Origin of the sequence: [Mycobacterium] fortunisiensis, assembly GCF_019050325.1 — a bacterium.
GTDB classification, from domain to species: Bacteria; Actinomycetota; Actinomycetes; order Mycobacteriales; family Mycobacteriaceae; genus Mycobacterium; species Mycobacterium fortunisiensis.
Genome location: NZ_VOMB01000019.1, coordinates 21,968 through 44,082 on the forward strand (window position 1 = coordinate 21,968; position 22,115 = coordinate 44,082).

Consider the following 22,115-nt stretch of genomic DNA (forward strand, 5'->3'; position numbering starts at 1 on the left):
CACCACCTGGTTCATCCTGATCCGCCGAGGCTGCGCCTCTTGTGCCCGGTGCCCGGGCGGTCCAGAGTGAGAAAATGAGCGAGCAATGGATTCAAGGGTGCTTGGTCCAGCGGATCACGTTTCGTGAAGGCCTGGTGCTCAACCTCAACGACTACAACGAACTGGTCATCTCGGTTCCGCTGGAGCTGACCCTGCCGGCGATCGGCACCGACGACGCCGAGGTGGTGGCGATCGACCCGCAGGCAATGCGCAACGAGGTCCGTCCGCTGTTCGATTTCGCCGGACAACGCTGCACGCACGCCGACTGGGAGGACAACGGCAGCCTGCACCTGTGTTTCTCCGACGGTCACCGTATCGACGTCCGGCCCGACGAGCACCGCACCTCGTGGGAGCTGTACGGCAAGTACCACGGCTACGCCGCCTGCCTACCACACGGGCGGGTGCGCGTCGTCCGGCACGATCAGGATGACCGCGACGAGGCGACCGAGGTCAGCCCACCACCCCGATGATCGGCACCCAGACACCGAAAAGCCAGACCCCCCACTGCCGGAACCCGTTGTCCCACACGGGGTTCAAGTTGTAACCCCAGTAGTTCACGGTGTGCGGCAGTGGACCGCCGTGCCAGTGCAGCGGCGGCGGCGGACCCCAGCCCCACGGTGGCGGACCTTGACGGTCGTCCCACCAGTCGTGTCGGTTGTTGGCCCACCACGGGCCCTTGTCGTCCCAGCGGTCGCGGTCGCCCCGGGGCCCACGGTCGTCCCGGTGGCCACGGTCGAAATCGCGACCGGGGCCGCGGTCGTCGAAATCGCGACCGGGGCCGCGGTCGCAGAACGGGAAGCAGTCGTCGTGGCCCGCCCCGGGCCGCAGCGGGGCCGGTGCGAGCGGCTCCGCCGAGACCACCGGTGCCGTCAGGCCGGCCGCGCCCACTCCCAACGCGCCCAGGGTCAACGCCGTCGCCACGAACTTGGTCAGTGTCATTGCTGAATCTCCTCGGGTCGTGACCCGGCGCCGGCCATCCCCCAATGGTCCGGCGCCGCAACGCCTGCCGACCGGCTCCTGCGCGAGCCGCGTGACGTGCACCCCTGTGGGGTATCGCGGCCGCGGATCCCGGCGTTACCCGTTGCCCCGCCGAAACCGGATCTACCCTGGCGGCATGGGCATCGCACCACGCGTCAACGGAGCGCCTCCACCTGACGTACCGTGCTCGGCCGCCGAACTCGGGTCCTGGCGGTTCTGGCGCGAGGACGACGATCTTCGGGATGCGGCATTTGCGGCGCTCCGCCGCGACGCCCCGGTGTCCTACCAGCCGGCCTGCGTTCTGGACGGCATTCCCGAAAGTCACGGCCACTGGGCGGTGACCCGGTATGACGACGTGTTCCACGCCAGCCGCCATCCCGAGATCTTCAGCTCGGCGTCGGGAATCACCATCGGCGACCAAACCCCGGAATTGGCCGAATATTTCGGCTCGATGATCGTGCTGGACGATCCGCGGCACAGCCGGCTGCGCAACATCGTCCGGAGCGCGTTCACGCCGCGGGTGGTGGCCCTGATCGAGGATTCGGTTCGTGCTCGGGCCCGCCGGCTGGTCACCGAGATGATCGCCCGCAATCCCGACGGCACCGCCGATCTGGTCGGCGAGCTCGCCGGGCCGCTACCGCTGCAGATCATCTGCGACATGATGGGCATCCCCGAACCCGACCATCAGCGAATCTTCCATTGGACCAACGTGATCCTGGGGTTCGGCGACCCGGATCTGACCACCGACTTCGACGAGTTCCTCCAGGTGGCCATGGACATCGGTGGCTACGCGACCGACCTGGCCGACGAGCGCCGGGCCGCGCCGACCGAGGATCTGACCACCAGCCTGGTCCAGGCCGAGGTGGACGGTCAGCGGCTGACCTCGGCCGAGGTCGCCTCGTTCTTCATCCTGCTGGTGGTCGCCGGCAACGAGACCACCCGCAACGCCATCAGCCACGGCGTCCTGGCGCTGAGCCGCTACCCGGAACAGCGCCAGACGTGGTGGTCGCGATACGACGAGGTGGCCCCCACCGCGGTCGAGGAGATCGTGCGGTGGGCGTCTCCGGTGAGCTACATGCGCCGCACCGTCACCCGGGACACCGTGCTGGGCGGGACATCGCTGCCCGCCGGCGCCAAGGTGACCCTGTGGTACGGGTCGGCCAACCGCGACGAGTCGAAGTTCGCCGACCCGTGGCTGTTCGACGTCACGCGCCACCCCAATCCGCACCTCGGATTCGGCGGTGGCGGTGCACATTTCTGCCTCGGGGCGAACCTGGCCCGCCGTGAGATCACGGTGGCGTTCGAGGAGCTGCACCGGCAAGTGCCCGACATCGCCGCCACCGAGGAGCCCGACCGGTTGCAGTCGTCGTTCATCCACGGCATCAAGCGCCTGCCGGTGGCCTGGACCACGTGAACGCCTGGGTCACCGAGCTCCCAGCGCTTCGAGCATGCCGGCCGCCGAGCGCGGCCAGGTGAACTGTTCGGCCCGTTGGCGGGCATCGCTGCGCCGCTGCGGTTCGGGCCGGTCGATCACCGCGGTGACAGCGCGGGCGATGTCGTGGGCGTCGTTGTCGGCGGTGGCTCCGCTGTCGCCGGTGAGGATCTCGGTCAGTGCCGAGGTGCGCGACACCACGGCCGGGGTGCCGCAGGCCAGCGCTTCCAGAGCGGCCAGCCCGAAGGTCTCGTGCGGACCGGGAGCCAGCGCGACGTCGGCCGAGGCCAGGATGGTCGCCACGGTGTCGCGGCAACTGATGTAGCCGGTGAAATCCACCGGCAGCCCGTCGGACTGCCGCTGCAGCCGGGCTCGTAGCGGCCCCTCCCCGACCACCACGAGACGGGCATCCACCCCCGAATCACGCAGTGCGGCAACAGCATCGATGCTGCGGTGCGGCTGCTTTTCCACCGACAGCCGTCCGCAGTGCACCAGCAGGGTCTGCGCCGGCTCGGCCCAGCGGCTGCGCGTCCGGGCGCACCTGCGGCGCGGATGGAACTGCTCCAGATCCACCCCGAGCGGCACGGTCGCCACATTCTCCGCACCGATCCGGTCGAATTCCTCGCGGGCGAAGCCCGTCGTACACACCACCGCGTCGTAGTTCGCCGCGGTGCGCCGGTTGGCGATGTCGGCGACGGCGCGGGCCGCCGCACGGGGCAGCACCTGGCCCACCAGCCGGTCCAGCCGCTCGTGCGAGATCATCACGGTGGCCACCCCGTGTCTGCGGCCCCACGGGCCCAGCGACCGCAGCGTCAGCCGGTCCGACACCTCGATGGCGTCCGGCGCCAACTGGTGCAGCAGTGTCGTCACCGGGCCGGGCAGCACCGCGCGGTAACCGCCCGTGAACGGGATGAGCCTGGCCGGCAGCGAGATTCGCACGACGCCACCGTCGAGGACCTGACGTCGCGGCCGCGATCCGGGCACGATCAGGTACACCTCGTGACCGAGCGCGCAGTATTCCGCGCCGAGCCGGTCGACCGCGGTACGCAGCCCGCCCGACCGCGGGCCGTAGAAGTTGGCGACCTGGACAACCCGCATGCCACGATCAGAACCGGGCCGCGTGTGCGGTCAACAACGGCGCCCCGACCGGGACCTGAACACTCATTGAACAAGCCCGGGGTTCAGTCGAGGTGCCGGGCGAACCAGTCCTGGATGCGGCGCCAGGCGTCGGCCGCGGCCGTGGGCTGGAAGCGATCGCCGGTGTCGTTGAAGAAGGCATGGTCGGCATCGGGTTCGACGACGAGCTCGTGCACCATCGCGGCCTTCTGCAGCGCCGCGCGCACCACCGGCTCGGTCGCGTTCACCCGCTGGTCCAGGGCACCGTAGAAGGCCAGCACCGCGGTGTGGGCCGACCCGGTGAAGTCCGGATTGTCCGGGGCCGGGCCGTAGAACGGCACCGCGGCCGCCAACTGCGGCATGCCCGCCGCCAGCAACCGCCACACCAGGCCGCCGCCCATGCAGAAGCCCACGGCAGCCACCCGGCGATCCGGCGCCCGCCGGCGGATCTCGTCGATCCCAGACGTCAGGTTGCCGATGAGCTCTGCCGGTTCGATGCGGCTCAGCGCGGCGGTGGCCGCACCCGGGTCGGCGAATGCCCCGGTGCCGCCCTGCGGCGAGAGCAGGTCGATCGCCAGGGCCGAGTACCCCAGGCCGCCGAACCGGCCGGCCACCGACCGGATGTGCTCGGTCAGTCCCTTGTTCTCGTGGATCACCAGAACCGCGCCCTTCGGTTCGGCCGCGGCCGCCCAGGCACCCTGCAACCGGCCGTCCGGCCCGGCCCAGTCCACCGCGGTGGTCGGCAGTGCGCCCGCTGCACCCGGCGGCGAAACCTTGTGCGGTGCCGGACCGCGGGTCGCGGTCGGGGCCGGTGGTCGGGCCTCGCCGCATGCGGAGATCAGCGCGGCCGCCGCTGGGGCACCGACACCGAGGAGCGCGAGCCGGCGCAGCGCTTCGCGCCGCGACAGCAGGCCGTCGAGATGATCGGTCGCGATTTCCTCGGCGAGGTAACGCTGCAGTGAAGTCACCTCCGCAAGTATGCGCCGAAATCCCGAACCGCAGCGGTGGGACTGCGCGCGGCGGATACTCATCCGATGGGCTGGACACCGGACCCGGACGCACTGCGCGGACACCTCGCCGTGGTTGCCGGGGCCACCCGTGGCGCGGGCCGGGGCATCGCCGCGGCCCTGGGCGAGGCCGGTGCAACCGTGGTCTGCACGGGCCGCAGCAGCGTGTGCGGCAGCCGGGACTCGGACTACGACCGGCCCGAAACCATCGAGGAAACCGCGGAATTGGTGTCGGAGCTCGGCGGATCGGGCATCGCCGTACAGGTCGACCACCTGGATGTGACACAGGTGCGCAAGCTCGCCGGGCGGCTGTCGGCCGACTACGGTCACGTCGACATTCTGGTCAACGACATCTGGGGGGCCGAGGTGCTCAAGGGCCCGCCCGACACCTGGGGCCGGCCGATGTGGCAGCACGATCTCGACGACGGCTTGCGCATGCTGCGGCTGGGACTGGACACCCACCTGATCACGTCGCACAGCCTGTTGCCGCTGCTGGCCAACCGGCCCGGCGGCTTGCTGGTCGAGATCACCGATGGCACAACCGAATTCAATGCCGATAACCCGAGGCTGTCAGTGTTCTACGACCTGGTCAAAAATGCGGTGAACCGGTTGGCCTTCACCCATGGCTATGAGCTCGCCGCCTTCGGCGCCAGCGCGGTGGCCGTCACCCCGGGCTGGCTGCGCTCGGAGATGATGCTCGACAACTACGGCGTCACCGAGGCGACCTGGCAGGGCGCGCTCGACCTGGCCCGCACCGACGGGTATCCGGCCGCGCCGCCCGGTTTCAGCGAGTCGGAGTCACCACGGTTCGTCGGCCGCGGGGTGGCCGCGGTGGCCGCCGACCCCGACTGGGCCCGCTGGAACCAGCGGTCGGTGAGCTCGGTGGAGCTGGCCCGGCATTACCAGTTCACCGATCTGGACGGGCGCTGCCCGGACGCCTGGGCACCGCTGTAGACATTTTTTCAAATCTGTTCACGATTTCCGTTGACACCGGCCGGACCGGAACGGTTCGATGGCCCTGTGAGCTACGACACAATCATTCGCGGCGGTCGCTGGTTCGACGGCACCGGCGCCCCGTCGGCCGTGCGCACCATCGGAATTCGCGACGGGCACGTGGTGGCCATCTCCCCCGAACCACTCGATGAGACCGACTGCCCGCAGATCATCGACGCCGCCGGCAAATGGGTGCTGCCCGGGATGCTCGACATCCACACCCACTACGACGTCGAGGTGCTCAACGGACCGTCGTTGCCGGAGTCGCTGCGGCACGGCGTGACCACCGTGATGCTCGGCTCCTGCTCGCTGTCGACCGTGCACGTCGGCGGCACCGATGCCGGCGACCTGTTCGGACGGGTCGAGGCGATCCCGCGCGACCAGGTGATCGCCGCGGTCGACGACAACAAAACCTGGACCAGCTGCGACGAATACATCTCGGCCCTTCAGGCGCGGCCGTTGGGGCCCAACCTGGCCGCCTTCATCGGACACTCCGACATGCGCACGGCCGTCATGGGACTGGACCGGGCCACCCGGGCCGACGTCCGGCCCACCCACGCCGAACAGGCCCGGATGGAGCAGATGCTCGCCGAGGCCCTGGCGGCCGGATTCGTCGGAATGTCCTCCCAGCAGCTGCTTTTCGACAAGATCGACGGGGACACCTGCCGGTCCCGGACCTTGCCGTCGACCTATGCCAGACCGCGCGAGTTGCGCCGGCTCAAGTCGATGCTGCGCCGCGCCGGACGCGTCCTGCAATCCGGGCCCGACATCCAGAATCCGCTCAACCTGGTGTCCCAGGTGACGCAATCGCTCGGACTGCTGCGCCGCCCGCTCAAGACCAGCCTGCTCTCGGCCGCCGACGTCAAGGCCAACCCGTACGCGATCTGGATCATGGGTCCGCTGGCCCGGCTGGCCAACACCTTCGGCGGAAACTTCCGCTGGCAGCATCTGCCGGTGCCGTTCGAGGTGTACGCCGACGGCATCGACCTGGTGGTGTTCGAAGAATTCGGCTCCGGAGCCGCGGCTCTGCACCTGCGGGACGAACTCGAGCGAAACGAACTGCTGCGCGACGAGTCCTACCGGCGCAGATTCCGCAAGGACTACGAGAACAAGTTCGGCGTGCGGGTGTGGCACCGGGACTTCTTCGACGCCGAAATCGTGGCCTGCCCCGACCAATCCGTCGTCGGCAAGTCGTTCGGTCAGGTCGGCCAGGACCGCGGCGAACTGCACCCGGTCGACGCCTTCCTGGACCTGGTGCTCGAGCACGGCACCGCGATCCGGTGGCGCACCACGATCTCCAACCACCGGCCGGAGGTGCTCAAGAAACTCGCCCGCGACCCCGGCATCCAGCTCGGCTTCTCCGATGCCGGCGCGCACCTGCGCAACATGGCCTTCTACAACATGGGACTACGGCTGTTGCGGCACGTCCGGGACGCCGACCGGGCGGGCCGGCCGTTCATCTCCATCGAACAGGCGGTCCACCGGCTCACCGGCGAGCTCGCCGACTGGTACCGGATCGACGCCGGGCACCTGCGCATCGGGGACCGCGCCGACGTCGTGGTGATCGATCCCGAGCACCTCGACGACTCCCTCGACGCCTACGCCGAGGACACCGTCGACCACTACGGCGGACTGTCCCGGATGGTGAACCGGAACAACGCGACCGTCACCGCGGTACTGGTCGGCGGACGCACGGTGGTCGCCGATGGCGAACCGACCGACCTGGTGGGACGTCAACGCACCGGGCGGTTCCTGCGCGCCGCCCGCCACGCCCCCGCCCCGTCCGCCGAGAAAGGTCAATTGTCCAGTGCCCGTTGAGGAAACAATTCGCAACATGTGGAAAGCCCTGTCGGACCGAAACTGGGCGCTGCTCAAGACCCACCTGTCCGACGAGTGCATCTACCTGGACATGCCGGTGGGGCCGGCCGCGGCCGCCAAGGGACCCGAGGACATCGTCAAGCGCCTCAAGATCGGGCTGGAACCCCTGGCCTCCTACGAGAACTTCCCCGGTCTGCTGGTGGCGAACGGCAACGACGCCATGTACGAACACCACGAGCAATGGCATTGGGCCACCGGGGAATCGGCGGTGCTGCAGTTCGTCACCGTGCACCGGGTCGAGAACGGCAAAGTGACCCTGTGGAAGGACTATTGGGACATGGGCGCGCTGGCCAACCACGCCCCGCCGGACTGGATGGACAACTTCGCCAGCGCGGACATGTCGTGGGTGTTCGACGCCACCGGGCTGCTGTAACGGCCCATCGGCTCAATCGGCGCCCCACACCAGGCAGAACGGGTGGCCGGCCGGATCGCGGAACACCCGGAAGTTCTCCTCACCGACGGCATCGGTGACCCTGGTGGCGCCCAGCGCCAGGACCTGAGCCTGGGCCCGGTCAGGATCGTCGACCTCGATGTCCAGGTGCAGCTGCTGCGACCCCCGCGGATCGGGGAACTCCGGCGGCTCGTGCTGCGGTGAGTACTGGCAGGCCACCCGCCGGCCGGCCGGGTCGGTGACGACCACCCAGGTGTCGTCCTGCACGGCGATGTCGCCGCCGAGCAGCCGGGCATAGAACCCGGCCAAGGCCCGGGGATCGCGGCAATCCAGCACGACGGAACGCAGTCTTCCGATCATCGGATCGATACTGCCATCAGCCGGCCGGGCCGGCGGGCTACAGGGTGAGCTTGCAGCTCTGCCCGATGTCGAGGGTGCGCAGCATCCGGCCCATGCCGAGCCACATCGCGCACGACAACGCCAGGTCGGTGAGCAGCTCGGCATCGAAGTGCGCAGCGGCGCGCTCCCAGAACTCCTCGTCGTCACGCAGCCCGGTGTGATCGGCGGCGAAGCGTTGCGCGAATTCGGCGGCGATCCGCTCCTGCTCGCTGTAGCCGGGCCAGGTCCGCCACTGCGCGGCGTGATCGTAGAGATCCTCGTCCACACCCGCAGCGAGCCCGTCGGAGTCACGGGTGTTCTGGCACACCACGCATTCGTTGTCGAGCGCGATCACCATCCGGGCCAGCTCACGCACGCGCAGCGGCAGCCGTCCCTTGGTGTAGACCGCGTGGGTGAAGTTCGCCATGGCCGTCCCGATGTCGGGAGATTTGAGGACCCAACCGGCCACGTCGTCGTCGGGGAAGTCTCCGATCCGGCTCATGGCCGAATCGTACGCGCGACCGGGCAGTTCTGGAACAAGTTCTAGTTTTTTGGCTCTGCTAGTTCTTCGCCGCCGACCCGGTCAGCTCGGCGGCCCGTTCGTCACCCCAGTCCCGTTGCACCACAACGCGGTGCGCGATGCGTTCCAGCGCGGCCTCCACCTGGGCCCGATCCGGGCGACCCTCGAACGACGAGGATTCGGCCAGCTTGTCGACGATCCGCCCGACCAGCGCCGCCGACACCCCGTCGACCTGCTGGACCCCCTTCTGGGTCAGCCACAGGCTGTCCCCGGTGCGCAGCACGTAGCCGTCCTGCACCAACCGGTTGAACGTCGGCTCCAGCACCTCGTAGGGCACCACGAGCCGATCGGCGATCTCCGTCAGCCGGGCGGTGCCGAAGATCTGGCTGTGTCGATAGATCTTGAGCAGCGCCCACAGCCCGGCCACGTCGAGCTCACACCCGGCCCGTCCGGCCACGCTGCGCAACCGGATCTCCGGCGAACTGCGCATCAGCCGGCTGACCACGGTCTCCAGCACCTGGTCCGCCGATTCCGCGCTCGGCATGCCGAAGCCCTCGCCGAGATCGGCGGCCAGCGCCGACTCCGCCTCGTGCAACGGCACCTCCTTGAGGAACAACGCCACGATCAGGCCGAGCAGTGCCACCGGCGCAGCACAGAGGAACACCAGGTCCAACGCCTCGGCGTAGGCGTTCACGACCGGTGCGGCGACCTCGGGCGGCAACTCGTGCAACGCCTTGGGGGACGCACCCGCGACGGGCGGTGCACCGCCGGCCGCCAGCGCGCCGGGCAACCGGTCGGACAGGAACCCGGCGAACAGCGAGCCGAAGATGGCCGCCCCGAACGAACTGCCGATGGTCCGGAAGAACGTCACCCCGGAGGTCGCCACACCCAGATCCGAGAAATCCGAGGTGTTCTGCACGATGAGCACCAGCACCTGCATGCACATGCCGATACCCGCGCCCAAAATCAGCAGGTACAGCGACTGCAGCGGGATCGGGGTGGCGGCGTTCATCCGCGACAGCAGCACGAACCCGACCAGCATGATCGCGGTACCGGTGATCGGGAAGACCTTGTAACGGCCGGTGCGGCCCACCAGGGTGCCGCTGACCGTCGAGGTGATCAGCAGGCCGATGACCATCGGCATGGTCCGCAATCCCGATTCCGACGGCGAGACGCCGTCGACGAACTGCATGAAGGTCGGCATGAAGGTGAGCGCACCCAGCATTGCGAAGCCGACGACCAGCGACAGCACACAACACATCGAGAACACCGGGTTGCGGAACAGCCGCATGGGCAGGATCGGTTCGGCCGCCTTGAGCTCCACCCGGACGAACATCGCCAGGGCCAGCACGGAACCGACGACCAGGCCGATCATGGCCGGCGAGGTCCAGGCCAGCTCGCCGCCGAGGCTGGTCGCCAGGGTGAGGCCCGAGGCGCCGAGGCCGACCCAGACGATCCCGGCGTAATCGATCACCGGCCGGGTGGGCCGGGCAGCCAGCGCCGGGATCGTCGCGGCCGAGACCAGCAGGACCACGATGCCGACCGGGATGCTGATCCAGAAGGCCCACCGCCAGCCGAGGTGGTCGGTGACGAAGCCGCCGAGCAGCGGACCGGCCACCGTCGTCACCCCGAAGACCGCGCCCAGCGCACCCTGATAGCGCCCTCGGTCGCGCAGCGGGATGACCTCGGCGATCAGCGCGGAAGAGGTCACCATGATGGCGCCGCCACCGATCCCCTGCAGCGCGCGGGAGGCCACCAGCATGGCCATCGAACCCGACAGCCCGCTGAGCACCGAACCGGCCAGAAAACACAGCACCGCGGTCTGGTACACGGCTTTGCGACCGAAGATGTCGCCGACCTTCCCGACGACGGCGGTGACGACGGTGGAGGCCAGCAGGTAGCTGGTGACCACCCAGGCCTGGTGGCCCGCACCGCCGAGGTCGGCCACCACCGTGGGCAGCGCGGTGGCGACGATGGTCTGGTTCAGCGAGGCCAGCAGCATGCCGAGAAGGACGGCGACGAACACCAGGTTGCGCCGGCGCACGTTCAGCAGCGCGCCGCCGGATGGCTGCTCGACAGCCGCGGGTGAGGTCGCCATGGGATCCTTTCGTCGGCGTCTGGATACACATCCATATCGTTAGACAGCCTATGAAAGTTACAGCGCGGGCCGCGGCATCGGCACTGCGACATGCACACAGCACGACATGCACAACACCGCCCCGGGCCGACGCTACGCCGGCGGCCGGGGCGGCACTCGAGCCGTGCGGACTACTACGGACTACTACTGCTACTGCGCGGACGGCGGCCGCGACACGCACTGGGCGGAGTAGAGCTGCTCACCGAGCTTGTCCATGAGCTCCAGTTGGGTCTCCAGGTAGTCGATGTGGCCTTCCTCGTCCTTGAGGATCTCCTCGAAGAGGTCGGCGGTGACCGCGTCGAGTTTCTCGCGGCACATCACGATGCCGGGTCGCAGCCGTTCGACGACTTCGTACTCGATCGCCAGGTCGGCCTCGAATTGTTCACGCAGCGTCTGCCCGACCCGCAGGGAAAACAGCCGCTGATAGTTGGGAAGCCCATCCAGCAACAGAATTCTGTCGGTGATCGTTTCGGCGTGCCGCATTTCTTCGAATGATTCGGACCGCGTGTGTTCGGCAAGTTCGGTGAATCCCCAATTGTCCTGCATCTTCGAATGGAGGAAATATTGGTTGATCGCCGTGAGCTCACTCGTCAATTGCTCATTGAGCAATTTCAGAATCTCCGGATCGCCTTGCATCGTCACTCCTAAACACATTGAGGGCTGATCAAGTGTTGCTGTCGCCGTGCAACTTCCAACCTAGTGCAGAAAGCGCCGAGTAAGGCAATACTCAACACGCCATTTGCGCCAAATTCATCCCCATATTTCAGTGGCGCGGATCACTCGGCGCCCCACCCGGACCGCCTCTGTGCAGAAAGTCTGGACTGCCTGCCCTAACTAAGGTTAGACTGGGCTAACAACTGGCGAACTTGGCGGAAGGTAGACATTAATGGGTGGGTACGACTTGCACTCACTCATTCTTTCCTGCGATTTTCGGGTACGCGATGTCGACCTCACCTGGAAATGGATGGAAAAGCAGCGGCCCGGTTTGCAACGCATGGGTGCCCACCACGTCGTGCTGTACAAATCCATTTGGGAACCGGGCCGCATCCTCGTCACGATCGGCATCCGAAATGCCCGTTCCATTCGCGAGGTGCTGCAGGCACCGGCCATTTTTGAATGGTTCGACACCGCAGGAGTCGAGGATATTCCGCCGATATTCGGCGGCGAGGTCGTGGAGAAGATCGATTTGGCCGGTCCGTCGCCGAAAGGCCACGTCGCCGGGGTCATCGTCGGTGCCGTCGCCACGGTCGACGACGTACCGACACTGATGCGCAAGGTGCACGACGGTCTGAGTCGGTTCGAGCAGAGCGGCATCCGCAAGATCTGGGTCTACCAGGCACTCGACAACGGCCAGGAAGTGATGATCCTGCAGGAGGTCTCCGACGAGATCAGCGCCCGGCAGTGGATCGACCACCCCGACGCGGCGGCCGAGTGGATGACCACGGCCGGTTTCGGCGCCTACCCCAGCCTGTTCGTCGGCAAGTTGGCCTACATCATGACCGTCGACGAGCCGGGCGACTGATGTTCGTCTGTCTGTGCACCGGGGCGACCAGCCAGGTCGTCAACGAAATCGTGGAGTCGGGGGCCACCACCTCCAAGGCGGTGGCCGAAGCCTGCGGCGCCGGCGCCGACTGCGGTCGATGCCGACGCACCATCCGGGCCATCATCGCCGCCCATCAGGCCTCCGGCTGCCCCACCCAGGTCAACGGCTGCCCGTCGCGGACCGGCAGTTAGTCCTTTCGGCCGGCGAACTGGGCCAGCGCATCGACGTTGGCCGCCGCCCCCACCAACTCGACGAACAACGCCTTCTCCCGCTCGACAGCGGCCGAGATCGCATCGCGAATCGGCGCCACCATGGTCTGTTTGACCGCGATGAGGCTTGAAATCGGCTTCGCCGCAAGGATTTCGGCGTGCCGCCGCGCCTCCGGCAACAAGTCGTCGGGCTCGCAGACCCGCCACACCAGACCCATCTCCCGAGCCTCGGTGGCCCCCACCCACTCCGAGGACATCAACAGCCAGGCGGCGTTCTGCCGGCCCACCAGCCGCGGCATCAGGTAGGAGGACGCCGCCTCCGGGGCCACCCCCAAGCTGGTGAACGGACACTTCAACCGGGCCTCCGAGGACATGAAGGCCAGATCGGCAAATCCCAGGATGGTGGCTCCGATGCCCACCCCGACACCGTTGACCGCACAGATCAACGGCTTCGGGAAATCGGCGAGCACCTCGATCATCCCGTAGAAGCCGTGCTCGCCCGGGGTGAAATCCGGGTTGGTGATCCGGGTCTGCATCTCGACGAGGTCGTTGCCCGCACTGAACGCCCGGCCCGCCCCGGTCAGCAGCACCACCGCCACGTCGGGGTCCTCGGCCGCGGCGCGCAGCGCGATCGTGGTCTCGTCGTACAGCGCCTCGTTGAACGCATTGAGCGCGTCGGGCCGGTTGAGGGTCAACGTGCGGACCCGGTTGTCGTCTTCGATCAGCAGGCTCAATCTTCACTCCTCGCATGCGGTGACCGCTGCAGCCTATTCGCGACAGGTATCGGCGCCACGCGCGGGCGGCTGTGCCACGACCGGCCCCCGACGAGTGAGAATGGTGGGGTGCACACGGGTGGACAGGCGGCCGACGCGCTGCGGCTGAGCACCCCCGACGCCGGTGCGGTGGTCCGGAGCCTGATCGGCGTGCTGGCGGTGACCGCGGTCGCGCTGGCCTGGGGTTCGGGCGCCACCGCGATGTGGACGCTCGGCGGGGGCGTGATCGCCGGGGCGATCGCCCTGCAGCGCAGCCCCGGCGGTCGGGTGCCGCTCGTCGTCACCGGCTCGGTCGAACTCGCCATCGCGGTGCTGCTCGGCACCCTCGCCGGCGGCAACAATCCGGTGTTCATCGCCGTGGTGGCCCTGTGGTGCTTTGCCGCGGGCATGCAGTGGTCGCTGGGGGCCAACGCCGGTCTGGTGGCCTCGGCGGCGAGCGCACTGCTGGTGCTGGCACCGCCGACCGCGCCCACACCCGCCCAGGCTGTACTGGCGCCGACCCTGGTGGTGGTCGCCGGCGTGGTGCAGGCGATCCTGATCGCGGTCTGGCCGCCACGCCGCTGGCGGGCCCAGCGCGACGGGCTGACCCGCGCCTACCGCTCGTTGGCCACCGATTCTCGCAACGTGGCGGCCGACAGCGCGGCCGCCGTCGACGACGCGCCGCTGACCTGGCTCCGCGAGGTGTTCGCCGACAGCCAGGTGAGTCAGCGGCCCCGCGCCTACCACGGTGGATACCGCCTGCCGGAACGTATCGCAGGCACACTGGCCGCACTGCACTCCACGGCCGACCGCGAGACCTCCACCGGCCGGGAGAACCCGGCCGAGACCGGCCTGCCACAGTTGCTGACCGCCGCGGCGGTGCTGCTCGACGCGATCGCCGACCACAGTCACACCGCGCGCCGCGACGCCGAACATGCCCTGGCCCGGGTCCAGACCGCCGCCGACGCCGTGACCGGCCCCGAAGCGGCGTTGGCACAACGCCTGTGCGAACAGCTGCGCGAGGCCGCGGTGCTGCGGTTCGGCCAGTTGCACCGGCCCGACCTGATCGGTTCGCTGGCCTCGGCGCCGGCCGTGGTCCGATCGCACCTGACGTGGACCTCACCGATCCTGCGGCACGCCATCCGGTTGTCGGTGACGACGGCACTGGCTGCGGCGGCCGCCCGCTACGGCGACCTGGAGCACGGCTACTGGATGCCGTTGGCGGTCATCGTCGTACTGCGACCGGAAACCGCGCACACCTACACCCGCTGCGCCGGCCGGATCGCCGGACTGGCCCTCGGCATCATCGTGGCCTCGGCGGTCACCCTGCTGTGGCAGCCCGGTCCGATCGGCTCGGCGGTCTGCGCGGTCGCCTTCGTCGGACTGGCCTATGCCGTATCGCAGTTCGGCTACCTGGCGATCGGTGCGGTGGTGGGCACCATCGTGGTCTTTGCGGTCGGCGTCGGCGCCTCCGCGCCCTGGACCGGCAACGCCGACCGCTTGTTCGCGGTGCTGATCGGCGGCGCCTTCGCGGTGATGGCCCACGTCGTGCTACCCGACCACGCCCTGATCCGGCTGCGCCAGCGCGCCGGTGAGCTGCTGATGACCGAGATCGACTACGCCGCGTTGGTGATCAAGGCGTTCGTACACGAAATCGACCATCCGGCCGAGGTACTGTCGGCGGCTTGGCAACGCGCGTTCCGCGCCCGGGCCGCATTCGAGGCCGCCTGGGGCGCCACCAGCCTGGAGCCGCCGGTGCTGCGGCGGTGGCTGCGGTCCTACCGGACCGCGCTGAATTCGGTGACCAGCGCCTGCACCACCCTGGAGAACAGCCTGCCCACGCACCCGTCCTCGGCCCTGCACGGCGAATTCATCGCTGCGGTGGACGATTACGTGGAAGCCCTGCGCGGCGCCCCGCCGAGCCCGGCGGTGCCGTGGAGCCTGGACACCGCCGAGCTCTCCACCGCGCTGCGCCGCGTGCACAACGTGGCCTCGACACTGTCGGCGGACAACGGGGCGGCCCGCATCCTGATCGGCGAGTTGGCCACCATCACCCGCAGCCTGGCGGACATCGCGATCGATCGGGTCACTCCCACCGGCGAGATACGCTAGCCGCGCGCCCATTTCGGCAGGATGAACACGCCCTCGGCCTCGGCGGTGATGCCCTCGGCATCGGAAACATGTCCGGAGGCAAAGGCTTTGATGCCGTCGGTGCGGGTGATGCGCCCCTCGGCATGCAGATCGCCCAGCGGCGTGGCCCGCAGATAACGGATGGTCAGGGTGCCGGTGAACCGCGGCCGGTCCGAGTCGCTGGCCGCCACCTCCCCCAGCACATGATCGAGCACCATGGCGACCATGCCGCCGTGCACGTGACCGGGCGGCCCCTCGAACGCGGCACCCAGGTGGAAGTCGGTGTGCACACCGCCGTCGGCATCCTTGACGATCACCAGCGGCGGGGCGATCGGGTTGCGGATCCCGATCGCCGGGTTGCCCCACGGCATCCGGTCACCGTCGGAGGTGTAGCGCACCCCGAACGCACCGTCGATCTGGTGGGCCCGCAGCCGGGCGGTCGCCGCGTCGATCTGCGCGCTGACCGCAGCCACCTCGTCGGCGTCCACTTCCGAACGAATCGTGGCATCGATCAGGGCCCGCACCGACGCGGCCAGCGGTTCCCACACGGTCCGCAGGCGCTGCACATCCGCGGAACCGAGACCTTCGACATGGGTGTAGCCCGCCATGCCAGAACTAGAACACGCTTACCGCGCCGCTGTCGAATTCGTGAACCAGGTCTGGTTCGACCGCGGCATGGCCTATGCCGCGGTCGGGCAGGTGCAGGCGTCGTGCCCCTGCCACCGGGACGCACCGGCGTAAACTCGCCGGCGTGGCCATCAGCGAGAACGACCTCGGTCGGCTGCGCAATTGTGTCGAGCTGGCCCGCGAAGCACTCGTCGGCGGTGACGAACCGTTCGGGTCGATCCTGGTCGATCACACCGGTACCACCGCATTCGCCGACCGCAACCGGGTCAAGGACGGCGACGCCACCCGGCATCCCGAATTCGCCATCGCCCGTTGGGCCGTCGAGCACATGAACCCACCGGACCGGGCCCGGGCCACGGTCTACACCTCCGGGGAGCACTGCCCGATGTGTGCGGCCGCGCACGCCTGGGTGGGGCTCGGCCGCATCGTCTACGCGACGTCGTCGGCGCAGCTGAGCGGCTGGCTGTCGGAATGGGGGGCGCCGGCCGGCCCGGTGGCGCCGCTGCCCATCACGACGGTGGCCCCCGGTGTCGAGGTGGACGGCCCGGCCCCCGAGCTGGCCGAGACCATGAAAAGCCTCTACGCGGCGAAGTTTCGTGGCTGATCCCGGGTGGGTGGCACACGCCATCTGGTGGCAGCTGTATCCGCTCGGCTTTGTCGGGGCGTTCCCCGCAGCGCAGCCGCCGGCCGCCGACGAACACCGGCTGCGGCGGATCGTCGGATGGCTGGACCACGCGGTACAACTCGGAGCCTCCGGCATCGCGCTCGGCCCGATCTTCGCGTCGCGGACCCACGGCTACGACACCACCGACCACTTCCGCATCGACCCGCGCCTCGGCGACGACGACGATTTCGACCACCTGGTGGCCGAGGCCCGCCGGCGCGGCCTGCGCCTTCTGCTCGACGGCGTGTTCAACCACGTGGGAACCGATTTCGCCGGCTACCGCGAGGCGCTCGACGGTGGCCCCGACCACCCGGCCTCCGCCTGGTTCCGCCGCCGCGGCGAGAGTTTTCACACCTTCGAGGGCCATGGCGAGCTGATCACGCTCAACCACGACGAGCCCGCGGTGATCGAGCACACCGTCGCGGTCATGCGGCACTGGCTGAGCCGGGGGACCGACGGCTGGCGTCTCGATGCCGCCTACGCGGTGCCCGACCGGTTCTGGGCCCAGGTGCTGCCGCAGGTGCGCCGGGACTTCCCCGATGCCTGGTTCGTCGCCGAGGTCATCCACGGCGACTATCCGGCGATCGTGCAGGCCGCCACCGTCGACTCCGTCACCCAGTACGAACTGTGGAAAGCGATCTGGAGCAGCCTCAACGATCGCAACTTCCACGAGCTGGACTGGGCGCTCAAGCGCCACAACGACTTTCTTGCCACGTTCATCCCGCTGACCTTCGTGGGCAACCACGACGTCACCCGGATCGCCAGCCAGTTGGCGAATTCCGCGCACGTCGAACACGCCCTGGTGGTGTTGCTGACCACCGGCGGGACCCCGAGCATCTATGCCGGCGACGAATCCGGCCACCGTGGCGTCAAAGAAGACCGGCGCGGCGGCGACGATGCCGTTCGTCCCGAATTCAGTTCTCCCCCAGAAGATTCCGATGTGCTGCGGCTGCATCAGCACCTGATCGGGCTACGGCGGCGCCATCCGTGGCTGCACACCGCTACCACGTCCCCGCTGCTGCTGACCAATACGCACTACGCCTACCGCACCGGCGCGGGCGCCGAATCACTGATCGTGGCGCTCAACATCGACGACGCACCGTGGGCCCTGTCGCTGCCCGATCTGGCGGTGCCCTCGGGCCGGGTGGTGGCGGGGTCGGGCGCACCGCCGCACGAGGACATCACCGATACCCGGGTGCCCCCGCACGGCTGGCTGATCATCGACCCGCACTGAGCAATTCCACGGTGGCCGGGTCCGGCTGCCCTTCGTAGAACCGGTCGAGCACGGACACGAAGTCGGCGTTGTCGTCGGTGGCCGCGGCGAACAACGTCATGCAGGACCGGACCTTGAGGCAGTCCGGCCACCCGAATATCTGCTCGGCCGTCCGCCCGTCGATCGCGGCCACCGTCCGGGCGCACTCCCGCAGCCGCGGCCCCAACGTCGGGTGGGCCAGGTAGGCCGCGGCCTCGGCGCGGGAGCCGATCCCGTAGAAATCGGCGGTCGAGCTGCGGCCCAACCCGCGCAACTGGGGGAAGACGAACCAGATCCAGTGGCTGCGTTTTCGGCCGTCCCGCAGTTCGGCGAGTGCCTGTGAATACCTGCGATCCTGGGCCGTGACGAACCGGCCGAGATCGGACCGGTCATCGTCGACCATGCCGCCAATATCGCACACCCGCGTTATGTTTGGACGCAATGTCTATTTTCGAGAAGGCAGCATCTGCGCGAACAGGGTCCGAGCCGGTAGCTTCCCCACACAGCGACCATTCCCCGAAATTCCGCCGGCACCGCGCCTTGTCGCGTATCAGCATTCAGTCCAAGCTCCTGGCGATGTTGCTGCTGACCAGCATGCTCTCGGCGGCAGTGGTCGGCGTCATCGGCTATCAGTCGGGCCGGAGCTCGCTGCGTGACTCCGTCTTCGACCGGTTGACCGAGATCCGGGCCGCACAGGCCCGGCAGTTGGAGTCCGAGTACCGCTACCTGAGGAACTCGCTGGTCGTGTACACCCGTGGGGCTACCGCGGCCGAGGCGACGGAGGCGTTCACGACGGCGTTCGATCAGCTCGGGAAGGAGCCGGTCACCCCCGAGCAGCACAAGGCCGTCGCCGACTACTACCGCAAGCGCTTCTCCCGAAGCACCGACACCGCGTCGGGCAACCAGATCAACGTCGCGGCGCTGATCCCGACCTCGAACGCCCAGCTACACCTACAGGCCGCCTATACCGCGCCCTTCGACGACCCGGCCAAGGCGATCAAAGTCGACGATGCCCACGACGGCAGTGCCTGGTCGGCGGCCAACGCGCGGTTCAACGACTATTTCCGCACGGTCGTCACCCGCTTCGGGTTCGAGGAGGCGATGCTGCTCGACACCCGGGGCAACGTGGTCTACAACGCCTACAAGGGACCCGACCTGGGCACCAACATCAACACCGGCCCGTACAAGAGCACGCAGCTGACCAAGGCATATGAGGAGGCCCTGGAGTCCAACGCCCTCGACTACGTCGGTGTCACCGACTTCAGTGACTACCTTCCCGCGAACGGCCCGACCGCCTGGATGGTGGCCCCGATCCGAGTGGGAGACCGGGTGGCCGGCGTCCTGGCCCTGCAGTTCCCGATCCGCGGGGTGAACCGCATCATGACGGCCGGCGGCAAGTGGGACCAGGTCGGCATGGGCAAGACCGGCGAGTCCTACCTCGTGGGCCCCGACGGTCTGATGCGGTCCAACTCGAGGCTGTTCGTCGAGGACCCCCAGCGCTTCGAAGACGAGGTGGTCGAGGCCGGGACATCGCCCGATGTCGCCGAGAAATCCATCCGGCAGGGCGGCACCACGATGGTGCAGCCGGTGGCCAACCAGGCCTCACGGCTGGCACAGCGGGGCCAATCGGGAACCCTCGTCGAGACCGACTATCTGGGCAACGAGACCCTGACGTCGTATGCCCCCGTACAGCTACCCGGGCTGGACTGGGTCGTGGTGGCCAAGATCGACACCGCCGAGGCGTTCGCCCCGGTCACGGTCTTCACCCGCACGCTGGTGCTGTCCACCGTGGCCATCATCCTGGTGGTATGTGTCGCCGCAATCCTGCTGGCCCGGTTCTTCGTGCGTCCGCTGCGACGCCTGGAAGCTGGTGCACACCAGATCAGTTCGGGGGAACTGGGGGTCTCGCTGCCGGTGCTGTCCCGCGACGAATTCGGCGATCTCACCATCGCGTTCAACGAGATGAGCCGCAACCTCCGGATCAAGGAGGACCTGCTCGAGGAGCAGCGTCACGAGAACGACCGGCTGCTGCTGTCGATGATGCCCGAACCGGTGGTGCAGCGGTACCGCGACGGTGAGGAGAACATCGCCCAGGACCACCAGAACGTCACCGTGGTCTTCGCCGATTTCCTCGGCCTCGACGAACTGTCGGCCCACCTGTGCGCCGATGACCTGTTGGTGATGGTCAACAATCTGATCCGCGAATTCGACGCGGCAGCAGAAAGTCTCGGTGTCGAACCGGTACGCACTCTGCACAACGGCTATCTGGCCAGCTGCGGGTTGACCGTGCCCAGGCTCGACAACATCCGCCGCACTGTGGATTTCGCGATCGAGATGCAGCGCATCGTCGACCGGTACCGCAACGAGTCCGGTTACGACGTGCGGCTGCGGGCCGGGATCGACACCGGGACCGTGGGCAGCGGCCTGATCGGCCGGTCCAACCTGGCCTACGACATGTGGGGCGCCGCGGTCGATCTCGCGTACCAGGTGCAGAGTGGGGCGCCGCAGGCCGGCGTGTACGTCACCGACCGGGTGCGCGAGGCGACGCAGGACTCCCGGCAGTTCACCGCGGTGGGGTCCGTCACCGTCAACGATGTCGAGGTGCCGATCTGGCGTCTGGCGGACCGTCAGTCATGAGAAGCGTGCTGGAGACCGATTGGTTCTACTGGGCGCTGGCGGTGGCCGTCGGACTGCCGGTCGGACTGGTGGTGCTCACCGAAATGCACAACGCGCTGAGCCGGCGGGGCAGCTATCTGGCCAGGCCGGTCGGTCTGCTGCGCAACTACATTCTTCCGCTCGGCGCGCTGCTGATCCTGCTGGTCAAAGGCGGCGAGATCTCGGCGGAGACCACCACGGTCCGGATCGTGGCCACCGTTCTGGGTCTCGTGGTGATGATCCTGCTGTTGTCCGGGCTCAACGCGACCCTGTTCCAGGGTGCGCCGGATACCAGCTGGCGCAAGCGGATTCCGTCGATCTTCCTCGATGTCGCCCGGTTCGCGCTGATCGCCATCGGTGTCGGCATGATCTTCGCCTACGTCTGGGGTGCCAATGTGGGCGGGCTGTTCACCGCACTGGGGGTGAGCTCGATCGTGCTCGGCCTGGCCCTGCAGAACTCCGTGGGCCAGATCATCTCGGGCCTGCTGCTTTTGTTCGAGCAGCCCTTCGAGCTCGGCGACTGGCTCGACACCCCGTCGGCTCGGGGGCGGGTGATCGAAGTGAACTGGCGCGCAACACACATCGACACGGGCAGCGGGATGCAGGTGATGCCGAACTCGGTGTTGGCCGGCGCCTCGTTCACCAACCTGAGCCGGCCGGCCTCGTCGCACTCGCTGTCGATCACCACGGTGTTCGGCACATCCGACGCCCCCGACGAAGTGTGCCGGCTGCTGACCCAGATCGGCGGTCGACTGCCGCAGCGCCGCCCCGGCGCCACCCCCACTTCCGTCGCCCTGGGCCGCAACGAGTACCGAACATCCATACCGCTGCGCTCGCCGGCGGACGACGGCGCGGCCAAATCAACTTTCCTTCGCTGGGTTTGGTACGCGGCCCGGCGGGCCGGGTTGCACCTGGACGGTGCGGCCGACGATTTCGCCACCCCGGAACAGATGAGCAAGGCCGTGCGCAAGATCGCCCCGGCACTGCGGCTGAGCCACACCGAACAGCTGGACCTGCTCGCGCACAGCACCCTGGCCCGGTTCGGCGCCGGCGAGCAGGTGCAGTTCGCCGGGGAGATCCCGAGCCGGATGAGCTTCATCGTCGAGGGGCGGATCCAGGTGACCGTCGCCTGCAAGGACGGCTCGATCCTGCCGGTACGCACCCTTGCCGAAGACGATTTCCTCGGCCAGACGACCTTGATCCGCGAGAAGGCGCTCGCTGACGGGCATGCGGTCGTGGAAACCACGCTGCTGCAGGTGGAACGGGATTTCCTGGACCGGCTGGTATTGCGTAATCCGTTGCTGCTCCAGGACATCGGCCGGATGATCGAGGAACGTCGCACCGCTGCCCAGCAGGCGTCGACGGCGGTTGCCGAGCCGTCTTCGGTCTCGACGCCGAGTTTCAATCGTTAGCC

At 68.3% G+C, this 22,115-nt stretch carries 22 protein-coding genes; 12 read left to right on the forward strand and 10 right to left on the reverse strand.

The window, feature by feature from the left end:
* The first annotated feature begins 74 nt into the window (after nucleotides 1-74).
* Nucleotides 75-509, forward strand: coding sequence for a DUF6188 family protein (locus FR943_RS15270; protein WP_217158632.1), 435 nt, complete (start codon nucleotides 75-77; stop codon nucleotides 507-509).
* Here the strand turns inward: FR943_RS15270 and FR943_RS15275 are convergent.
* Entirely contained in the window at nucleotides 490-978 is a 489-nt protein-coding gene (locus tag FR943_RS15275) for a hypothetical protein (protein ID WP_217158635.1), read from the reverse strand. The genes FR943_RS15270 and FR943_RS15275 overlap by 20 nt on opposite strands.
* 175 nt (nucleotides 979-1,153) lie before the next feature.
* Between FR943_RS15275 and FR943_RS15280 the strand changes: the two genes are divergently transcribed.
* The gene (locus FR943_RS15280; RefSeq protein WP_217158637.1) at nucleotides 1,154-2,431 is read left to right on the forward strand and encodes a cytochrome P450; all 1,278 of its coding nucleotides are present in this window, start codon (nucleotides 1,154-1,156) and stop codon (nucleotides 2,429-2,431) included.
* A gap of 9 nt (nucleotides 2,432-2,440) precedes the next feature.
* On the opposite strand, the gene FR943_RS15285 is transcribed toward FR943_RS15280, so the two are convergent.
* A complete protein-coding gene (locus FR943_RS15285; RefSeq protein ID WP_217158638.1) occupies nucleotides 2,441-3,547 on the reverse strand; it encodes a glycosyltransferase in 1,107 nt (368 codons plus the stop codon).
* Nucleotides 3,548-3,630: 83 nt separating this feature from the next.
* Nucleotides 3,631-4,533 carry a dienelactone hydrolase family protein gene (locus tag FR943_RS15290; RefSeq protein WP_217158639.1) on the reverse strand — a complete coding sequence of 301 codons (903 nt, stop codon included), beginning with the start codon at nucleotides 4,531-4,533 and terminating at the stop codon, nucleotides 3,631-3,633.
* Nucleotides 4,534-4,599: 66 nt separating this feature from the next.
* On the opposite strand from FR943_RS15290, the gene FR943_RS15295 reads away from it, so the two are divergent.
* The 3 genes from FR943_RS15295 (at nucleotide 4,600) to FR943_RS15305 (ending at nucleotide 7,816) form a co-directional block, all read left to right on the forward strand.
* Nucleotides 4,600-5,526 carry an SDR family oxidoreductase gene (locus FR943_RS15295; protein WP_217158640.1) on the forward strand — a complete coding sequence of 309 codons (927 nt, stop codon included), beginning with the start codon at nucleotides 4,600-4,602 and terminating at the stop codon, nucleotides 5,524-5,526.
* 66 nt (nucleotides 5,527-5,592) lie between these two features.
* Nucleotides 5,593-7,383 (forward strand): N-acyl-D-amino-acid deacylase family protein, encoded by a 1,791-nt coding sequence (locus tag FR943_RS15300; protein WP_217158641.1) that lies wholly within the window; start codon nucleotides 5,593-5,595, stop codon nucleotides 7,381-7,383.
* Between the two features lie 16 nt (nucleotides 7,384-7,399).
* Nucleotides 7,400-7,816 carry a nuclear transport factor 2 family protein gene (locus FR943_RS15305; RefSeq protein ID WP_217158642.1) on the forward strand — a complete coding sequence of 139 codons (417 nt, stop codon included), beginning with the start codon at nucleotides 7,400-7,402 and terminating at the stop codon, nucleotides 7,814-7,816.
* A gap of 12 nt (nucleotides 7,817-7,828) precedes the next feature.
* Here FR943_RS15305 and FR943_RS15310 read toward each other — a convergent pair whose 3' ends face one another.
* The 4 genes from FR943_RS15310 to bfr form a co-directional block, all read right to left on the reverse strand.
* The gene (locus FR943_RS15310) at nucleotides 7,829-8,194 is read right to left on the reverse strand and encodes a VOC family protein (RefSeq protein ID WP_217158644.1); all 366 of its coding nucleotides are present in this window, start codon (nucleotides 8,192-8,194) and stop codon (nucleotides 7,829-7,831) included.
* 37 nt (nucleotides 8,195-8,231) lie between these two features.
* Nucleotides 8,232-8,714 (reverse strand): carboxymuconolactone decarboxylase family protein, encoded by a 483-nt coding sequence (locus FR943_RS15315; protein WP_217158646.1) that lies wholly within the window; start codon nucleotides 8,712-8,714, stop codon nucleotides 8,232-8,234.
* Between the two features lie 58 nt (nucleotides 8,715-8,772).
* Nucleotides 8,773-10,830 carry an MDR family MFS transporter gene (locus tag FR943_RS15320; RefSeq protein WP_217158654.1) on the reverse strand — a complete coding sequence of 686 codons (2,058 nt, stop codon included), beginning with the start codon at nucleotides 10,828-10,830 and terminating at the stop codon, nucleotides 8,773-8,775.
* A gap of 189 nt (nucleotides 10,831-11,019) precedes the next feature.
* Nucleotides 11,020-11,505 (reverse strand): bacterioferritin, encoded by a 486-nt coding sequence (bfr, locus tag FR943_RS15325; RefSeq protein WP_217158660.1) that lies wholly within the window; start codon nucleotides 11,503-11,505, stop codon nucleotides 11,020-11,022.
* Nucleotides 11,506-11,755: 250 nt separating this feature from the next.
* Between bfr and FR943_RS15330 the strand changes: the two genes are divergently transcribed.
* On the forward strand, nucleotides 11,756-12,391 hold the full coding sequence (locus FR943_RS15330) for a fatty-acid--CoA ligase (RefSeq protein WP_217158662.1): 636 nt from the start codon (nucleotides 11,756-11,758) through the stop codon (nucleotides 12,389-12,391).
* The gene (locus FR943_RS15335; RefSeq protein WP_217158669.1) at nucleotides 12,391-12,603 is read left to right on the forward strand and encodes a (2Fe-2S)-binding protein; all 213 of its coding nucleotides are present in this window, start codon (nucleotides 12,391-12,393) and stop codon (nucleotides 12,601-12,603) included. The genes FR943_RS15330 and FR943_RS15335 overlap by 1 nt, the downstream gene beginning before the upstream one ends.
* Here FR943_RS15335 and FR943_RS15340 read toward each other — a convergent pair.
* Nucleotides 12,600-13,355: an enoyl-CoA hydratase/isomerase family protein gene (locus FR943_RS15340; RefSeq protein ID WP_217158671.1), complete on the reverse strand. Its 756-nt coding sequence runs from the start codon at nucleotides 13,353-13,355 to the stop codon at nucleotides 12,600-12,602. The genes FR943_RS15335 and FR943_RS15340 overlap by 4 nt on opposite strands.
* Before the next feature lie 108 nt (nucleotides 13,356-13,463).
* Between FR943_RS15340 and FR943_RS15345 the strand changes: the two genes are divergently transcribed.
* Nucleotides 13,464-15,485, forward strand: a complete 2,022-nt coding sequence (locus FR943_RS15345) for an FUSC family protein (protein WP_217158673.1) — start codon at nucleotides 13,464-13,466, stop codon at nucleotides 15,483-15,485.
* Here the strand turns inward: FR943_RS15345 and FR943_RS15350 are convergent.
* Nucleotides 15,482-16,111: a PaaI family thioesterase gene (locus FR943_RS15350; RefSeq protein WP_217158674.1), complete on the reverse strand. Its 630-nt coding sequence runs from the start codon at nucleotides 16,109-16,111 to the stop codon at nucleotides 15,482-15,484. The genes FR943_RS15345 and FR943_RS15350 overlap by 4 nt on opposite strands.
* Before the next feature lie 143 nt (nucleotides 16,112-16,254).
* Between FR943_RS15350 and FR943_RS15355 the strand changes: the two genes are divergently transcribed.
* Nucleotides 16,255-16,734: a nucleoside deaminase gene (locus FR943_RS15355; protein WP_217158676.1), complete on the forward strand. Its 480-nt coding sequence runs from the start codon at nucleotides 16,255-16,257 to the stop codon at nucleotides 16,732-16,734.
* On the forward strand, nucleotides 16,727-18,028 hold the full coding sequence (locus tag FR943_RS15360; RefSeq protein ID WP_217158679.1) for an alpha-amylase family glycosyl hydrolase: 1,302 nt from the start codon (nucleotides 16,727-16,729) through the stop codon (nucleotides 18,026-18,028). The genes FR943_RS15355 and FR943_RS15360 overlap by 8 nt, the downstream gene beginning before the upstream one ends.
* On the opposite strand, the gene FR943_RS15365 is transcribed toward FR943_RS15360, so the two are convergent.
* Nucleotides 18,012-18,449 carry a DUF1810 domain-containing protein gene (locus FR943_RS15365; protein ID WP_217158682.1) on the reverse strand — a complete coding sequence of 146 codons (438 nt, stop codon included), beginning with the start codon at nucleotides 18,447-18,449 and terminating at the stop codon, nucleotides 18,012-18,014. The two genes, FR943_RS15360 and FR943_RS15365, sit on opposite strands and share 17 nt — an antisense overlap.
* 38 nt (nucleotides 18,450-18,487) lie before the next feature.
* Here FR943_RS15365 and FR943_RS15370 point away from each other — a divergent pair, with 38 nt between their 5' ends.
* Nucleotides 18,488-20,683: an adenylate/guanylate cyclase domain-containing protein gene (locus FR943_RS15370; protein WP_217158684.1), complete on the forward strand. Its 2,196-nt coding sequence runs from the start codon at nucleotides 18,488-18,490 to the stop codon at nucleotides 20,681-20,683.
* Nucleotides 20,680-22,113: a mechanosensitive ion channel domain-containing protein gene (locus FR943_RS15375; protein WP_217158688.1), complete on the forward strand. Its 1,434-nt coding sequence runs from the start codon at nucleotides 20,680-20,682 to the stop codon at nucleotides 22,111-22,113. The genes FR943_RS15370 and FR943_RS15375 overlap by 4 nt, the downstream gene beginning before the upstream one ends.
* The last annotated feature ends 2 nt before the right edge of the window (nucleotides 22,114-22,115 follow it).